We start from the raw sequence: 15,137 nt of genomic DNA on the forward strand, positions 1-15,137 counted from the left end.
ACATCTTTTTTGATAGGCTATAGTTTGCTTTCTTGTGTATAGTTGAGCGTATAAAAATAATCGTTAAAACTATATCGCGGTAACAAAGAATATCACGGTAATAAAGAGTACCACGGTAACAAAGAGCACATGGACGTTCGGAGAATTAAACCAAAATGCATAATGAATCACCGATAAAAAGACGTAAATCCACCCGTATTAATGTAGGTAGCGTACCCGTAGGCGATGGCGCTCCTATCGCTGTCCAGTCAATGACTAATACCCGTACAACTGATGTCGAAGCCACAGTTCGCCAAATAAAATCTCTTGAGCGTGTGGGTGTTGATATTGTGCGTGTTTCTGTTCCCACCATGGATGCCGCTGAAGCATTTAAATTGATTAAACAGCAAGTTAGTGTTCCATTGGTGGCGGATATCCATTTTGACTATCGTATTGCATTAAAAGTGGCAGAATACGGCGTTGATTGCTTGCGTATTAACCCAGGTAATATTGGTAGCGAAGAACGAATTCGCCAAGTTGTTGATTGCGCACGCCACTACAATATTCCAATTCGTATTGGGGTTAATGGTGGCTCCCTTGAAAAAGATATTCAAGAGAAGTACGGCGAGCCAACACCTGAAGCATTGGTTGAGTCGGCAATGCGTCATGTGGACATCCTAGATAGGCTTAATTTTGATCAGTTTAAGGTTAGTGTAAAAGCATCAGATGTATTTCTTGCTGTCGGCTCTTACCGTTTATTAGCGAATAAAATCGATCAACCACTGCATTTAGGGATTACCGAAGCCGGTGGTGCCCGTGCAGGTTCAGTAAAATCTGCAATTGGCTTAGGAATGCTATTGTCTGAAGGTATCGGTGACACCTTGCGTATTTCTTTAGCTGCTGACCCTGTTGAAGAAGTTAAAGTGGGTTTTGATATCTTAAAATCACTGCGAATTCGTTCACGTGGTATTAATTTTATTGCTTGCCCAACTTGTTCACGGCAAGAGTTTGATGTGATTGGTACCGTGAATGAATTAGAACAGCGTTTAGAAGATATCATTACACCAATGGATGTATCGATTATTGGCTGTGTGGTTAATGGCCCCGGTGAAGCGGAAGTTTCTACGCTAGGCGTTGCAGGGGCAAAAACCAAGAGCGGTTTTTATGAAGACGGTAAACGACAAAAAGAGCGTTTTGATAATGACAACATTATCGACCAGTTAGAGGCTAAAATTCGAGCCAAAGCGGCGATGATGGATGAAAGCAAGCGGATTGAAGTCAACTTAAAAGACTAATTTTGTGTATTCTACTGCTAAGCGGCTCACCGAGTCGTTTGGCATGTTTAGAACAAACACTCTATCAATCATCCGCATTTTTTTCTAAAATCGGTCGCTCACCGTACAAATTGACAGATAAATCCCGATTAGTATCAGTAATTGGTGTTTGTTGATTGAACCAGATGATATTTCGCTCTTATAATCAAACTTATGTAATTCTGAAAATAGAGAAATAAAGTGGGAAAAAATATCCAAGCCATTCGCGGTATGAATGATTACTTACCAGCTGACACGCGTGTATGGCAGAAAATCGAAGCAACATTGAAAAATATTTTACAGGGTTATGGTTTTAGTGAAATTCGTACCCCGATTGTAGAGCAGACCCCGCTATTTCGCAGAGCGATTGGTGAAGTGACGGATGTCGTTGAAAAAGAAATGTACACTTTCAATGACCGTAACGATGAAAGTCTGACATTACGCCCTGAAAATACCGCAGGTTGTGTCCGTGCAGGTATTGAGCATGGTTTGCTGTACAATCAGGAACAGCGTTTGTGGTATTTAGGACCTATGTTCCGTTATGAGCGCCCACAAAAAGGCCGTTATCGTCAATTTCACCAGTTAGGGGCTGAAGTTTTTGGTCTTGCGGGTCCTGATATCGATGCTGAAGTCATCTTAATGACGGCACGCTGGTGGAAAGCGTTAGGCATTAGTGAGCATGTGACTTTAGAGCTGAACTCGATTGGCTCATTAGAAGCGCGTGCCAATTACCGTGAGGCTTTAGTTGCTTTCTTAGAACAGCATAAAGACAAGCTGGATGAAGATTGTAAGCGTCGAATGTATACAAATCCTCTACGTGTTTTGGATTCTAAAAATCAAGAAATTCAGGCTTTATTGAATGATGCACCTGAACTGTTTGATTACCTTGATGTCGAATCACGTGAGCACTTTGATGGCTTATGCAAATTGTTAGAAGCTGCTGGGGTTCAATACCGCGTTAATCAACGCTTAGTTCGTGGTCTTGACTACTATAATCGCACCGTTTTTGAGTGGGTAACAACGGCGTTGGGCTCACAAGGCACAGTTTGCGCGGGCGGTCGATATGACGGCTTAGTTGAACAATTAGGCGGTCGTGCAACACCTGCGGTTGGTTTTGCCATGGGCATGGAACGGATGGTGTTATTAGTCCAAGAAGTGAACCCAGAATTTACAGCGGATGCTTCAGTTGCTGATGTTTATCTTGCTTCTTTTGGCGAAGATAGCCAACAAGCAGCGATATTAGTAGCCGAAAAAGTACGTGATGCACTACCAACACTACGGTTAATGACTAACCACGGTGGTGGTAACTTCAAGAAACAGTTAGCAAGAGCGGACAAACAAGGCGCTAAAATTGCACTGATCTTGGGGGAAGATGAAATTAAAAATAGCCAAGTCACATTGAAAGATTTACGCACAGGCGTACAAGAAACTATTTCGCAGCAACTTATGGCGTCACGCATCGCCGAGTTATTAGGTTAAGGAGAGACAAGTGGAAGTCTATACAAACGAAAATGATCAAGTCGATGCGATTAAACGCTTTTTTGCGAATAATGGCGTGGCATTAGTTGTTGGCCTCGTAATTGGTGTTGGTGGTGTATTTGGTTGGAACTACTGGCAGTCTCATAAAACGAATGTACTGCAGGAAAGCGCTCAAAAGTTTGAAGCAGTAAATAGCCAATTACGTTCAGGCTCAGAGCAAGGCATTGTTGCAGCGCAAAAATTCGCGGCTGAAACCGACGATGTATACAGTGCGATGATGGGCTTAGAGCTTGCACAAATCGCGGTGGATAAAGGCGATTTAGCTAATGCACAAACTGCATTGACCAATGCACTAGCCAAGGCAAAAACCGTGGATATGCAAGATTTAATTAACTTGCGTTTAGCGCGAGTGCAATTAGCCCAAGGTAATGCTGATGGCGCGATAGCGTCAGTTGCAAATATTAAAAGTAAATCATGGCAAGCAACGGCACAGGATGTCCGTGGCGATGCTTTACTCCATAAGGGCGATAAAGCTGGTGCAAAAGCCGCTTATGCTCAGGGGTTAGAAAGTGAAGGCTCTCAATCTATTAGAGGTATTTTGACTCTGAAGTTGAACAACGTATCTAATTCATAAGAAGAAAGGAAACGACAAACATGCAGTTGCGCAAAACACTTTTAGTTGGCCTAGTCGCTTCAGCTTTACTTGCCGGTTGTTCCAGCGAAACTGATTCTATTATCATGGCGCCACTTCCACAGGTTGAAAATCAATTCACCCCATCAATTGTTTGGGATAAATCGGTTGGAAATGGTGTTGAACAATTTTATTCTGAATTATCACCTGTTTGGGATGGTTCAGCCGTTTATGCAGCAGACCGCAAAGGTTTAGTTAAAGCCTTTGAACTCGATAGTGGCAAAGAACTGTGGTCAGTCGATTTATCTAAACGCACGGGTTTTCTTTCTGCTAACTTATCGGCATTGCTATCAGGTGGTTTAACCGTTGATGGTGATAAAATTTTTGTGGGTACTGAGCGCGGAACCGTTATTGCTCTGAACAAAGAAGATGGCCAAGTTGCTTGGGATGTCGAAGTTGCAGGCGAAGCCCTTTCTAAACCTGTTGTGAGTAACGACTTTGTTATTATTCACACCAGTAATGGTCAACTACAAGCTTTAGATGTCAATAGTGGTGAAATCAAGTGGACCGTTAACATGGATACACCATCGTTGTCATTACGTGGTGAATCTGCTCCTGCGGTTGCTTTTGGTGCTGCGATTGTCGGTGGGGATAACGGCCGTGTCAGTGCGGTGCTATTGTCTCAAGGTCAGTTAATTTGGCAACAACGTATTTCTCAAGTGACAAGTTCGACAGAAATCGGCCGTTTAAATGATGTCGATATGACACCAATTATTGATGACGGTAAAGTGTATGCGATTGCTTATAATGGTACTTTAGCCGCACTGGATATGCGTTCAGGTCAAATTCTGTGGAAACGCGAGCTTGGCTCAATCAATGACATGGTGATGTCAGGTGAAAACCTGTATCTTGTCGACCAAAATGATCGCGTGTTATCTGTTCGTAAAAGCGATGGTGTAACGCTGTGGACACAGGAAGAACTGCTAAACCGCGGGCTATCTGCGCCAGAAATGTATAATGGCTATCTTGTGGTCGGTGATAAAGAAGGTTATCTGCATTGGTTAGATATGAGTACGGGCGGGTTTGTAGCACAAAACAAATTAAACAGCTCCGGTATTCACAGTCGTCCAGTGGTTGCAAGTGATAAGCTAATGGTTCAGACAAAAAACGGAACAGTTTACCTGTTAACACGTTAATTTTCTGACAAACCGCCAATTTATCGATAAAATCAACGGTTCCTGAAGATAGGAGCCGTTTCGTTTTTTGTTTTCTGAGTTAAAGCCTCAGAATTCCTTTAGTTAATAAAAGTTGTGAGGCATCTAAAAATGATACCCGTCGTAGCGCTGGTAGGGCGTCCAAACGTAGGAAAATCCACGTTATTTAACCGTTTAACCCGTACCCGTGACGCATTAGTAGCGGACTTTCCCGGTCTGACTCGTGATCGTAAATATGGTCGTGCTGAAGTTGAAGGGCATGAGTTCATTATTATAGACACGGGTGGTATCGATGGGACTGAGGAAGGCGTAGAGACGCACATGGCCGCACAGTCCTTGCAAGCAATTGAAGAGGCAGACATTGTTCTGTTTATGGTTGATGCAAGAGCCGGGTTAATGCCCGCTGATGAAGGCATTGCCAAACACCTTCGTAGTCGCAAGAAAAAAACCTATTTAGTCGCGAACAAAACCGATGGAATTGATGTAACTACGGCAATCGGAGATTTTTACTCGCTTGGCCTAGGCGAAATTCATCCGATCGCGGCATCACATGGTCGCGGTGTTACTCAGTTAATTGAACAGTCGTTGAAACCTTTTGTGGAAGAAGACGAGGAAGAAGTTGAGTTGACCGAGGAAGAAGAAAATGCGGCATATTGGGCTGAGTTAGAAGCTCAAGGTGAGCTTGATGAAGACGAAGAAGATGACTTTGACCCAACAACATTACCGATTAAATTAGCCATCGTTGGCCGTCCGAATGTCGGTAAATCGACATTAACCAACCGTATTTTAGGTGAAGAACGTGTTGTGGTGTTTGATATGCCAGGAACCACACGTGACAGCATTTACATCCCAATGGAACGCGATGAGCGTGAGTATATTTTAATCGATACCGCCGGTGTGCGTAAGCGTGGAAAAGTTACAGAAACAGTGGAAAAATTCTCTGTTATCAAAACATTGCAAGCGATTGAAGACGCGAACGTCGTACTCTTAGTTATCGATGCACGCGAAGGTATTTCAGACCAAGATTTATCTTTACTTGGCTTTATCCTCAATGCGGGGCGCTCATTGGTGATTGCAGTCAATAAATGGGATGGTATGAAGCCAGAAGACCGCGAGCACGTAAAAGACATGCTTGAACTGCGTCTTGGTTTTGTTGATTTCGCGCGTATTCACTTTATTTCTGCACTGCATGGTAGTGGAGTGGGTAATTTATTTGAATCAGTGCAAGAAGCTTATGAGTCTGCAACTCGTCGAGTAGGTACTGCATTATTAACTCGTATCATGAAGATGGCAGAAGATGAGCACCAACCGCCACTTATTCGTGGTCGTCGTGTTAAAATGAAGTATGCCCATGCTGGGGGACACAATCCACCGATTGTAGTGATCCACGGTAACCAAGTTTCTGATTTACCAGATAGCTATAAGCGTTATTTGATGAATTACTTCCGCCGTTCATTGCAAGTGATGGGAACGCCAATTCGAATTCTGTTTAAAGAGGGAGAAAACCCTTATGCAGATAAGAAAAATAAGTTAACGCCAACCCAGTTGCGTAAGCGTAAGCGTTTAATGCAGCATTTGAAAAAACGCTAGTCAATAAGGCGCTGATGAAAGCTTAATTAGCCCTATTGAACGCATAAAAGCCGTAACAAAGTCATTATGTTACGGCTTTTTAATATTATCTGGATAATACTTTAAGAATGAATATCGCCCTTACGTTACTAGCATATATCATGATGAACGTAAGGGTAAGAATCAAAGATTGAGGAAAATTATGGACACTCGTTCTTCTACACGTTTAAACAAATATATTAGTGAAAGTGGTATTTGCTCAAGGCGTGAAGCTGACCGTTATATTGAACAAGGTAATGTATTTATTAATGGTAAGCGTGCAGGAATTGGCGACCAAGTTTTTGCTGGTGACGTGGTAAAAGTTAATGGGCAATTAATAGAGCCGCGTAATGAAGAAGATTTAGTATTAATCGCACTCAATAAGCCTGTCGGTATTGTTAGTACGACAGAGAGTGGTGAAAAAGATAATATTGTTGATTATGTTAATCATAGTACCCGAATTTTCCCGATTGGCCGCTTAGATAAAGACTCTCAAGGGTTAATTTTTCTCACCAACCATGGGGATTTGGTGAATAAAATTTTACGGGCAGGCAATTCTCATGAAAAAGAGTATTTAGTCACGGTCAATAAACCCGTAACGGATGACTTTATTCGTGGAATGGGGGCTGGAGTACCCATTCTTGGAACAATGACGAAAAAATGTAAGGTTAAGAAAGAGGCTCCTTTTGTTTTTAGAATTACACTTGTACAAGGACTAAACCGTCAAATTCGTCGTATGTGTGAGCATTTTGGCTTTGAGGTCACCAAGCTTGAACGTGTTCGCATCATGAATGTTAAGTTAACAGGCATTCCTGTCGGGGAGTGGCGTGATTTAACTGATGATGAACTGATTGAATTATTTGATATGATGGAAAAATCTGAATCAGACGTAAAAGTAAAGAAGCCACAGAAGTCAGCTTCTGCTAACAAAAGTAATACAAAGCAGACTTCGCCAAGTAAACCCAAAGTAAAACCAGAAAACCCGACACGCAAAAAGTTTACACAACCAGGTAGAAAAAAGAAAAAACGTTAACGTGCAGGTTTGATTAATAAGGCTGAATAAAAGAGTTGTTTTGAGCTCTTTATTATCGGCCTTTATGTTTTACAGAAAAATTAATCTTAAATTAGTTTAAAACTGTTTATATAAATTATTGCAGTTTTAAAACTAGTCCAACATCTAACCAGCTTTGCTGTGTTTTTTGCGCGATATTATCATCAAATAATTTCTTAGCAGCACGGATCGTTGCATTAGCAAATTCGATGAAGTTGGCTCTCTTTGTCACATTATTGTCAGACACGGCTTCAAGCCAAATTTTACCGGCGATGTCCCATGTATAACCTCCAAGACTCTTAGCTAATAGGTAAAAGGCTCTATTTGGGATACCTGAATTAATATGTACGCCGCCATTGTCAATAAAAATAGGTAAATCCTGATATTGAGACATATGACCAACTTGCGGGTCTCTAACATCGTCAGAAAGATAATAAGCATCCCCTGGGTTTATCATAGAACGTAGTGCCGGCGCATTTATTTGGTCAATAAATAAATTTTCGCCTAGTAGCCAATTAGAAGTATCGGCTGTTTCATTATTTAAATATTGTTTCACCATAATCCCAAGTACATCTGCGACAGACTCATTGAGCGCACCAGATTGGTAAGTATATCTAAAATCAGCTTTTGAACTAATAAAGCCGTGAGCCAGCTCGTGAGCGATTATATCGATGTCATTATAGAATGGGCCAAAAACGATTCCATCCCCGTCACCAAAGAAAATAGCTTGAGAATTCCAAAATGCATTAGCGTAGTTTGTTCCATAATGGATAACCGCATTAATATCAGCAGAACAGCCAAAAATTTGGTCAATATTTAATTTTTCCTTAAAAAAGGTACGGATAATGCCAATTGAATTAAATACTTGCCCCGCTGGTTCTGATGGCGCATGAGTATCTTCTTCGCGCATAATCACCGCGTAGTCATCATGTGGCATATGGCTATCAGGTGAAAGTCCTGAACGTTCACAAATTGGCAGGTCGGAATGCCAGTGGTTTTTATGTGGGACAGGGCGTTGAGCATCGCGAATAAAGCGATTATAGCGCTTTCCTATCATATCTATAGGGCAAGCTGAAAGATTATTGCGGTGGAGTAATGCATCTTCATGTGAATAGGTTCGGCTCATAATATCATTGATATGCGTGAGCGTTGATTTTAAGTCTGTGTGGCCTGATTTAGTGACTAAACTTGCTAATAAACAAGGTGATAATAATGAACGGCCTAAAATTTGATTCATATTACAACTCCATTCAGTTGGGTGAAATGGAATCATAATCTGTCGTGATTGATTTGTAACTACTTGATATTTAAGATTTATAATCAATAATTATTATTTTATGTTAGAAAGGTAGAACGGTTATTTTTCTACCTTAATTTATAAACCAGTGTTATCAATTATGGCGAAACCCACTCTTTATTTAAGACTAAAAATTCAGTATAGAGGGCAGCTTCTGGGCTATTAGGTTCTGGATGATAGTCGTATTCCCAGCGAACAAGCGGTGGCATTGACATTAAAATTGACTCTGTGCGGCCTCCGCTTTGTAAGCCAAATAATGTACCTCTATCCCATACTAAATTAAATTCTACGTAGCGACCACGACGATATAATTGGAATTGACGTTCTCTTTCACCCCATGAATGAGCTCGGCGTTTTTCAACAATCGGGACATAGGCATCTAAAAAACCATTACCCACCGCTTGAGTGAAGCTAAAACAAGACTCAAAACCACCTTGGTTAAGGTCATCATAAAATAGCCCACCAACACCTCGAGGTTCATTTCTATGTTTCAGGAAAAAGTATTCATCGCACCAATTTTTATATTTAGGATATACATCAGTCCCATAAGGGCGACATAGATCACGAGCAACGGTATGCCAGTGGATAACATCTTCATGAAAACCATAGAAAGGGGTTAAATCAAAACCGCCACCAAACCACCAAACGGGCTCACAACCTTCTTTTTCAGCGATAAAGAAACGAACATTAGCATGGGTAGTTGGAATGTAAGGATTCAGAGGGTGAATAACAAGAGAGACGCCCATTGCTTGGTAGCTACGGCCAGCAAGCTCGGGCCGATGTGCAGAGGCTGATGCTGGCAACTTTTCTCCTTTAATATGTGAGAAGTTAACCCCAGCTTGTTCAAATAATGCGCCTTTCGTTAGTACTCGGCTACGACCGCCACCACCTTCAGTTCGTTCCCATGTTTGTTCTAGAAAAGTTTGCTTACCATCTAGCTCAGTAATTTTTTGGCAAATAGTCTCTTGCAAGTTCTGCAAATAGGCTTTTACGCGATCAATATCTGGGTAATTCATTGTTTTATAATAGAACCATAGCAAAAAAATAATGGTTAAAGTATACCCTTTTACTCGAAGAAAGGCATATTGAATATTGATTGTGTTGCAAAAGCAGAGATAATGGCAGAAAGATTAGCTTAAGTAGGCAAATGAGATGGAAATACGAGTCTTTCGGCAAAGTGATTATGAAGACGTCCTGACCTTATGGGAGCGTTGTGCTCTCAATGAATTTTCAGGTGATCCTGAACTCGATATTGAACGCAAATTACAGTGTGGGGCCGACTTATTTTTAGTGGCTGAAGTTGCCGGTGAAGTTGTCGGTACTATTATGGGGGGCTACGATGGCATTCGTGGAACAGCTGTTTATCTTGCTGTTCACCCTGAATATCGCGGTCGTGGTATTGCTAATGCATTAGTGAGTCGACTAGAAAAAAAACTGATAGCCAGAGGCTGCGGAAGAATAGAGTTATTAGTGAGTGAGGAATCTGATGCCGCTATCTGCATGTTTGAAAAAATGTTGTATGAAGAAGAACAACCTGAACGTTTGATTTATTCGAAAAAATTAACGCACGAAACGGATTTTTAAGTTAATTGACTATTTATTTAACTTTCTATGGGAATGTTTTAGTAAATAGATTGTCACAATATGCATTATGCGACTCATAAAAGAGGATGATATGTCCCAACATGCAAAGTTGAACAGTAATAATGGATTATCGCCGTTGTTGAAGGTTTCTCTACTCTGTGGAGCAGCCTTGTTATCAGGGTGTGCGGGTGTGAAGGTTTTTTCGCCATCAACTTGGTTTAGTGGCCCGTTGGTAGTTTCTAGCTCAGGGCTTGGCCAAGTGACCAGTTTTACACCAATGCAAGCGGATATCATTAAGAAACAACTTAGTGACCGTTATACACTACGCAGCGGTATGCAAATGGAAAGTGGGGATGTGGTCACAGTTTTCCAAGGTATGGATGACAATGAAGTAAAATTAGAAATAGTGGGCCCTGAGCACGGTTATGTCTCACGTATTACGGTGAGTGATCCAAATATCGTCACCGAATGGGGGCCTGAAATTGGTACTGAATTTAGCGAAATTTACCAAAAAGCCTTCGGTATTTGCGGCTTAGGTGAACGAGTCAATGACGTTCCGACTATTGAATGTAATTCACCACAATCAAGTAAAGTGGTTTACCGTTTTACTGGTAAATGGCAAGGGCCAGAAGATTTAATGCCTCCAGATGATGACCTAAAAACATGGCAAATCTCGCAAATTATTTGGCATAAATAGTTTTATTTCATTAATGATATCGCCGGGCCTATTCAGACTGGCGATATCTTCCCACTAATACTTCTTTTTCGTTGTTTTCAAAGAAATTTCCCCTTTCTTAAATTTTCTTTCTTATAATAGACCTGAAACCTATATTCCCTTGCGTTAAAACAAGGTGAACATCATGGCGATAAGATAGGATATTAATATCGTTTTATATAAGAAATAGGTTATATAACATATTCATTTTACGAGGTTTACCGTATGTCTCATTCTCAAAGTGGTATTTTGAAAGAACATAGCCGTTTTGGTATTTTTATTGAAGCGCAAGTGCAAGAGGGATCTCTGGATGAAATTAAGTCTGGATGTAAAAGCTTTGTCGAGGCTTTAACTAAATTACAAGCCCAATACCCAGATGACCGCCTCGGCGCGGTTATCGCGTTTGGCTCTGACATCTGGAAACAGCTCGGTAAGACAAATAGTGCCCCTGAATTGAAACCATTTCGCACGCTAGGTAAAGGACTCGCTCCTGCCACTCAACGGGATATGTTTATTCATATTCAATCACTGCGCCACGATATTAACTTTTCATTAGCACAGGCGGCTTTAAAAGCATTTGGTAAATCTATCTCTGTGGTTGAAGAAATCCATGGCTTCCGTTGGGTAGATGATAGAGATTTAAGTGGTTTTATTGATGGAACCGAAAATCCGCAAGGGGAAGAAATTGCGGAGGTCACATTAATCGAAGACGGTGAAGATAAAGGCGGAAGCTATGTTTTAGTCCAACGCTATGAACACGATTTAAGAAAATGGGATCGTTTTTCGGAACATGAACAAGAAAAAATGATTGGTCGGACGAAAAAAGACAGTATTGAGCTGGACGAAGATGCCCGTAATGTTACCTCTCATGTTTCCCGTGTGGTTATTGAAGAAGAAGGTGAAGAGCTTGAAGTTATGCGTCACAGCTTGCCATATGGAACAGCAAGCGGTAAGCACGGCTTATTCTTTGTGGCTTATTGTGCAAGATTACACAATATCGAACAGCAATTATTAAGTATGTTTGGTGAAAAAGACGGCAAATACGATGATTTGTTGCGAATGACGAAAGCGGTATCGGGCAGTTATTACTATGCTCCATCAATAGAGTCATTGCTGTCTTTATAAGTTTACTCGTCATACTTTGCGTTACAGTGCTGTTAGGTAGGCTAGATTGCCTTAGTCACATACTCTAGTATGCTCCTAGGGCTAATCTTCCTTGCCGCCTAGCTGTAACACAAATTATTTAGAGTAACTGTTTATACTTAGCAATTTAAACATAATGATTTGTATTTATTCTATTATTATTAGCCCGTTATCATTAATGCCTACTTACTACCTAGTAATGATTTAACTTATAGAATGCTCCTCCATTGAGTAATATTCATATCACTAACTAATTAAAAAATCAGTTAATTTTCCTGCTTATGACGTTCATTTCTTTGTTATTCTAATTTGATATATAAAAAGGTGATTGATAGCTACACAGTTATAACCAAAACATATACAGTGGTTCCAATGTCAGCCATTTGGGTTTAGTTACGAACAGGTGTGGAATGAAAAAATCATTTTTGAAAAAAACGGCACTCGCAAGTTTGGCAACAGTCTCATTACTCGGCAGCTCGCCACTAATTGCAGCTGAACTGCTTAACAGTTCTTATGATATTGCACGTGAACTATTTGTGGCGTTGAACCCATCATTTGAAAAACAGTGGAATGAGGCTCACCCTGACGACAAACTAACGATTAAACAATCACACGCAGGCTCATCAAAGCAAGCCTTAGCGATTTTACAAGGGTTAAAAGCAGATGTGGTGACCTACAACCAAGTCACCGATGTGCAAATTTTGCATGATAAAGGCAATTTGATCCCAGCAGACTGGCAAGCTCGCTTGCCAAATAATAGCTCACCGTATTATTCAACAATGGCGTTTTTAGTTCGTAAAGGAAACCCGAAAGGAATTAAAACGTGGGATGATTTGGTCCGCGAAGATGTCAAATTAATCTTTCCAAATCCAAAGACTTCAGGAAATGGTCGTTATACCTACCTTGCTGCATGGGGGGCTTTTAATCAAGAAAATAAAGGTGATAAAGCGAAAACCCGTGAGCAAATGAAACAGTTTTTGAAAAATGTCGAGGTATTTGATACCGGAGGGCGTGGTGCAACAACGTCATTTATTGAGCGAGAGCTTGGTGACGTCCTGATTAGCTTTGAATCTGAAGTGAATAATATTCGCTCTCAGTATGGTGAATCAGACTATGAAGTTATTGTGCCACCAGTGGATATTTTAGCAGAATTCCCTGTCGCTTGGGTCGACAAAAATGTACAAAAAAATGGGACTGAAGACGTCGCTAAAGCTTACTTAAATTATCTCTATAGCCCACAGGCGCAAGAAATCATCACTCAGTATAATTATCGGGTGAATGATAAAGCGGTAATGAATGCGAATAAGGATAAATTTCCTGAAACTCAGCTGTTTACGGTTGAATCTCAATTTGAGAGCTGGCCAAAAGTGATGGATGTTCATTTCGTCACTGGTGGGGAATTTGACAAATTAATGGCAGAAGGGCGCCGTTAATGAATCGTTCAGGAAAGCGCTTTTTGCCGGGTTTTGGACTAACGCTAGGTAGCAGTCTGTTCTATACGTGTTTGATTTTGCTATTACCCATGAGTGCATTGGTGATTCAATTATCAGAAATGACATGGCAGCAATACTGGGCCGTCATAAGTTACCCACAAGTGGTTGCTGCGTATAAAGTGACGTTACTGTCAGCGTTAGTCGCAAGTCTGTTTAATGCGGTATTTGGCATGCTATTAGCTTGGATTTTAACGCGTTATCGCTTTCCTGGGCGTTTGTTTTTAGATGGTTTAGTGGATTTACCCTTTGCATTACCTACCGCTGTGGCGGGGCTAACATTAGCAACCTTATTTGCAACCTCAGGGTGGTATGGGCAATATCTGCACCAGTTTGATATTAAAGTTGTTAATACTTGGCTGGGAATTGCGGTTGCAATGGCATTCACCAGTATTCCGTTTGTTGTGCGTACGGTTCAACCAGTGTTGGAAGAGCTCGGCCCTGAGTACGAAGAAGCTGCTCAGACTCTAGGTGCAAGCCGTTGGCAAACTTTTCGTCGAGTGGTATTACCGGAGCTTTCACCAGCCTTATTAGCCGGAACGGTTTTATCCTTTACACGTAGTTTAGGTGAGTTTGGCGCCATTATATTTATTGCGGGTAATATTGCGTGGCAAACCGAGGTTGTTTCATTAATGATTTTTAGTCAGTTACAACAATTTGATTATCCGGCCGCCAGTGCTGTCGCCTCAGTTATTTTAGCGGTTTCATTGTTACTGTTATTTAGTGTCAATTTAGTACAAAGCCGCTTCGGTAAACGGTTAGGAGGTAAGTAATGGCGCAAATTACCCCCATTCATACTGCTAGCCGTACCCAAATAAACTGGGGGAAATGGCTATTAATAGCGATAGGTTTATTGTTTTCACTTTTACTATTAGTTATTCCAATTGTTTGGATATTTATTACAGCTTTTCAAAAAGGGTTAGATGCTGTTTTACTGAATTTGGCAGACTCTGATATGCTACATGCCATTGGTTTAACAGTATTAATTGCTTTAATTACGGTTCCGGTAAATTTAGTCTTTGGTACCATGATGGCGTGGTTAGTGACGCGATTTCAGTTTCCTGGTCGCCAATTATTACTAACCCTAGTTGATATTCCGTTTGCGGTTTCACCTGTTGTTGCAGGTTTGCTGTACTTACTTTTTTATGGCTCAAACAGTTGGTTTGGTGGATGGCTTGAAGGTTTTGACATCCAACTGATGTTTTCATGGCCCGGTATGGCATTGGTGACTATTTTTGTCACTTGCCCATTTGTGGTACGTGAGTTAGTCCCGCTAATGTTAAGTCAGGGTAGCCAAGAAGATGAAGCGGCGGTTTTACTTGGGGCCTCAGGATGGAAGATGTTTTGGCGTGTGACATTACCTAATATCCGCTGGGCATTGTTGTATGGGGTTGTTCTAACTAACGCTCGCGCGATCGGTGAATTTGGTGCGGTTTCGGTGGTTTCAGGGGCTATTCGCGGTGAAACATACACCTTACCATTGCAAGTTGAATTGTTGCATCAGGATTATAATACGGTGGGCGCATTTACGGCCGCAGGGATCCTCGCACTAATGGCAATTATCACCTTAATTCTTAAAAGTGCATTGCAGTGGCATTTGAGTCGCCAGCAATCTGAATCAGGAGTCCATTAA

The 15,137-nt window shown here is 41.2% G+C and carries 14 protein-coding genes; 12 read left to right on the forward strand and 2 right to left on the reverse strand.

Annotated elements, in window-relative coordinates:
* Positions 1-155: 155 nt before the first annotated feature.
* The 6 genes from ispG to rluF all read left to right on the forward strand — a co-directional run bounded on the left by ispG (position 156) and on the right by rluF (position 7,257).
* Complete coding sequence (gene ispG / locus P3L37_RS06845; RefSeq protein ID WP_004264895.1) at positions 156-1,274, forward strand: flavodoxin-dependent (E)-4-hydroxy-3-methylbut-2-enyl-diphosphate synthase; 1,119 nt, start codon at positions 156-158, stop codon at positions 1,272-1,274.
* Between the two features lie 219 nt (positions 1,275-1,493).
* A complete protein-coding gene (gene hisS, locus P3L37_RS06850) occupies positions 1,494-2,771 on the forward strand; it encodes a histidine--tRNA ligase (protein WP_004912638.1) in 1,278 nt (425 codons plus the stop codon).
* 10 nt (positions 2,772-2,781) lie between these two features.
* Entirely contained in the window at positions 2,782-3,405 is a 624-nt protein-coding gene (locus P3L37_RS06855; RefSeq protein WP_004912636.1) for a YfgM family protein, read from the forward strand.
* A 20-nt stretch (positions 3,406-3,425) separates the two neighbouring features.
* On the forward strand, positions 3,426-4,598 hold the full coding sequence (gene bamB, locus P3L37_RS06860) for an outer membrane protein assembly factor BamB (RefSeq protein WP_004912633.1): 1,173 nt from the start codon (positions 3,426-3,428) through the stop codon (positions 4,596-4,598).
* A gap of 129 nt (positions 4,599-4,727) precedes the next feature.
* Positions 4,728-6,206 carry a ribosome biogenesis GTPase Der gene (gene der, locus P3L37_RS06865; protein ID WP_004912629.1) on the forward strand — a complete coding sequence of 493 codons (1,479 nt, stop codon included), beginning with the start codon at positions 4,728-4,730 and terminating at the stop codon, positions 6,204-6,206.
* 181 nt (positions 6,207-6,387) lie between these two features.
* On the forward strand, positions 6,388-7,257 hold the full coding sequence (rluF, locus tag P3L37_RS06870) for a 23S rRNA pseudouridine(2604) synthase RluF (protein WP_109911482.1): 870 nt from the start codon (positions 6,388-6,390) through the stop codon (positions 7,255-7,257).
* Between the two features lie 115 nt (positions 7,258-7,372).
* Here the strand turns inward: rluF and P3L37_RS06875 are convergent, their stop codons facing one another.
* Positions 7,373-8,512, reverse strand: a complete 1,140-nt coding sequence (locus tag P3L37_RS06875; protein WP_184957485.1) for a M4 family metallopeptidase — start codon at positions 8,510-8,512, stop codon at positions 7,373-7,375.
* 158 nt (positions 8,513-8,670) lie between these two features.
* Positions 8,671-9,588, reverse strand: coding sequence for an oxygen-dependent coproporphyrinogen oxidase (hemF, locus tag P3L37_RS06880; RefSeq protein ID WP_004912622.1), 918 nt, complete (start codon positions 9,586-9,588; stop codon positions 8,671-8,673).
* Positions 9,589-9,724: 136 nt separating this feature from the next.
* On the opposite strand from hemF, the gene P3L37_RS06885 reads away from it, so the two are divergent.
* From P3L37_RS06885 to cysW, 6 genes are all read left to right on the forward strand, one after another.
* Positions 9,725-10,156 (forward strand): GNAT family acetyltransferase, encoded by a 432-nt coding sequence (locus P3L37_RS06885; RefSeq protein WP_004912619.1) that lies wholly within the window; start codon positions 9,725-9,727, stop codon positions 10,154-10,156.
* A 91-nt stretch (positions 10,157-10,247) separates the two neighbouring features.
* Entirely contained in the window at positions 10,248-10,853 is a 606-nt protein-coding gene (locus tag P3L37_RS06890) for an RpoE-regulated lipoprotein (protein ID WP_110732026.1), read from the forward strand.
* Positions 10,854-11,096: 243 nt separating this feature from the next.
* Positions 11,097-11,996 carry a Dyp-type peroxidase gene (locus P3L37_RS06895; protein ID WP_109911485.1) on the forward strand — a complete coding sequence of 300 codons (900 nt, stop codon included), beginning with the start codon at positions 11,097-11,099 and terminating at the stop codon, positions 11,994-11,996.
* A 428-nt stretch (positions 11,997-12,424) separates the two neighbouring features.
* Complete coding sequence (locus tag P3L37_RS06900; protein ID WP_109911486.1) at positions 12,425-13,447, forward strand: sulfate ABC transporter substrate-binding protein; 1,023 nt, start codon at positions 12,425-12,427, stop codon at positions 13,445-13,447.
* Positions 13,447-14,277 (forward strand): sulfate/thiosulfate ABC transporter permease CysT, encoded by an 831-nt coding sequence (gene cysT / locus P3L37_RS06905; protein ID WP_004912608.1) that lies wholly within the window; start codon positions 13,447-13,449, stop codon positions 14,275-14,277. Before P3L37_RS06900 ends, cysT begins: the two co-directional genes overlap by 1 nt.
* Positions 14,277-15,137 (forward strand): sulfate/thiosulfate ABC transporter permease CysW, encoded by an 861-nt coding sequence (gene cysW, locus P3L37_RS06910; protein ID WP_109911487.1) that lies wholly within the window; start codon positions 14,277-14,279, stop codon positions 15,135-15,137. The genes cysT and cysW overlap by 1 nt, the downstream gene beginning before the upstream one ends.

Origin of the sequence: Providencia sp. PROV114, assembly GCF_032704305.1 — a bacterium.
Lineage (GTDB): Bacteria > Pseudomonadota > Gammaproteobacteria > Enterobacterales > Enterobacteriaceae > Providencia > Providencia rettgeri.

Bases quoted from the DNA above. Each gene is read 5' to 3' on its own strand.
- ispG (WP_004264895.1), top strand. From the start codon at position 156: ATGCATAATGAATCACCGATAAAAAGACGTAAATCCACCCGTATTAAT.
- bamB (WP_004912633.1), top strand. From the start codon at position 3,426: ATGCAGTTGCGCAAAACACTTTTAGTTGGCCTAGTCGCTTCAGCTTTA.
- der (WP_004912629.1), top strand. From the start codon at position 4,728: ATGATACCCGTCGTAGCGCTGGTAGGGCGTCCAAACGTAGGAAAATCC.
- rluF (WP_109911482.1), top strand. From the start codon at position 6,388: ATGGACACTCGTTCTTCTACACGTTTAAACAAATATATTAGTGAAAGT.
- P3L37_RS06875 (WP_184957485.1), bottom strand. From the start codon at position 8,512: ATGAATCAAATTTTAGGCCGTTCATTATTATCACCTTGTTTATTAGCA.
- hemF (WP_004912622.1), bottom strand. From the start codon at position 9,588: ATGAATTACCCAGATATTGATCGCGTAAAAGCCTATTTGCAGAACTTG.
- P3L37_RS06885 (WP_004912619.1), top strand. From the start codon at position 9,725: ATGGAAATACGAGTCTTTCGGCAAAGTGATTATGAAGACGTCCTGACC.
- P3L37_RS06890 (WP_110732026.1), top strand. From the start codon at position 10,248: ATGTCCCAACATGCAAAGTTGAACAGTAATAATGGATTATCGCCGTTG.
- P3L37_RS06895 (WP_109911485.1), top strand. From the start codon at position 11,097: ATGTCTCATTCTCAAAGTGGTATTTTGAAAGAACATAGCCGTTTTGGT.
- P3L37_RS06900 (WP_109911486.1), top strand. From the start codon at position 12,425: ATGAAAAAATCATTTTTGAAAAAAACGGCACTCGCAAGTTTGGCAACA.
- cysT (WP_004912608.1), top strand. From the start codon at position 13,447: ATGAATCGTTCAGGAAAGCGCTTTTTGCCGGGTTTTGGACTAACGCTA.
- cysW (WP_109911487.1), top strand. From the start codon at position 14,277: ATGGCGCAAATTACCCCCATTCATACTGCTAGCCGTACCCAAATAAAC.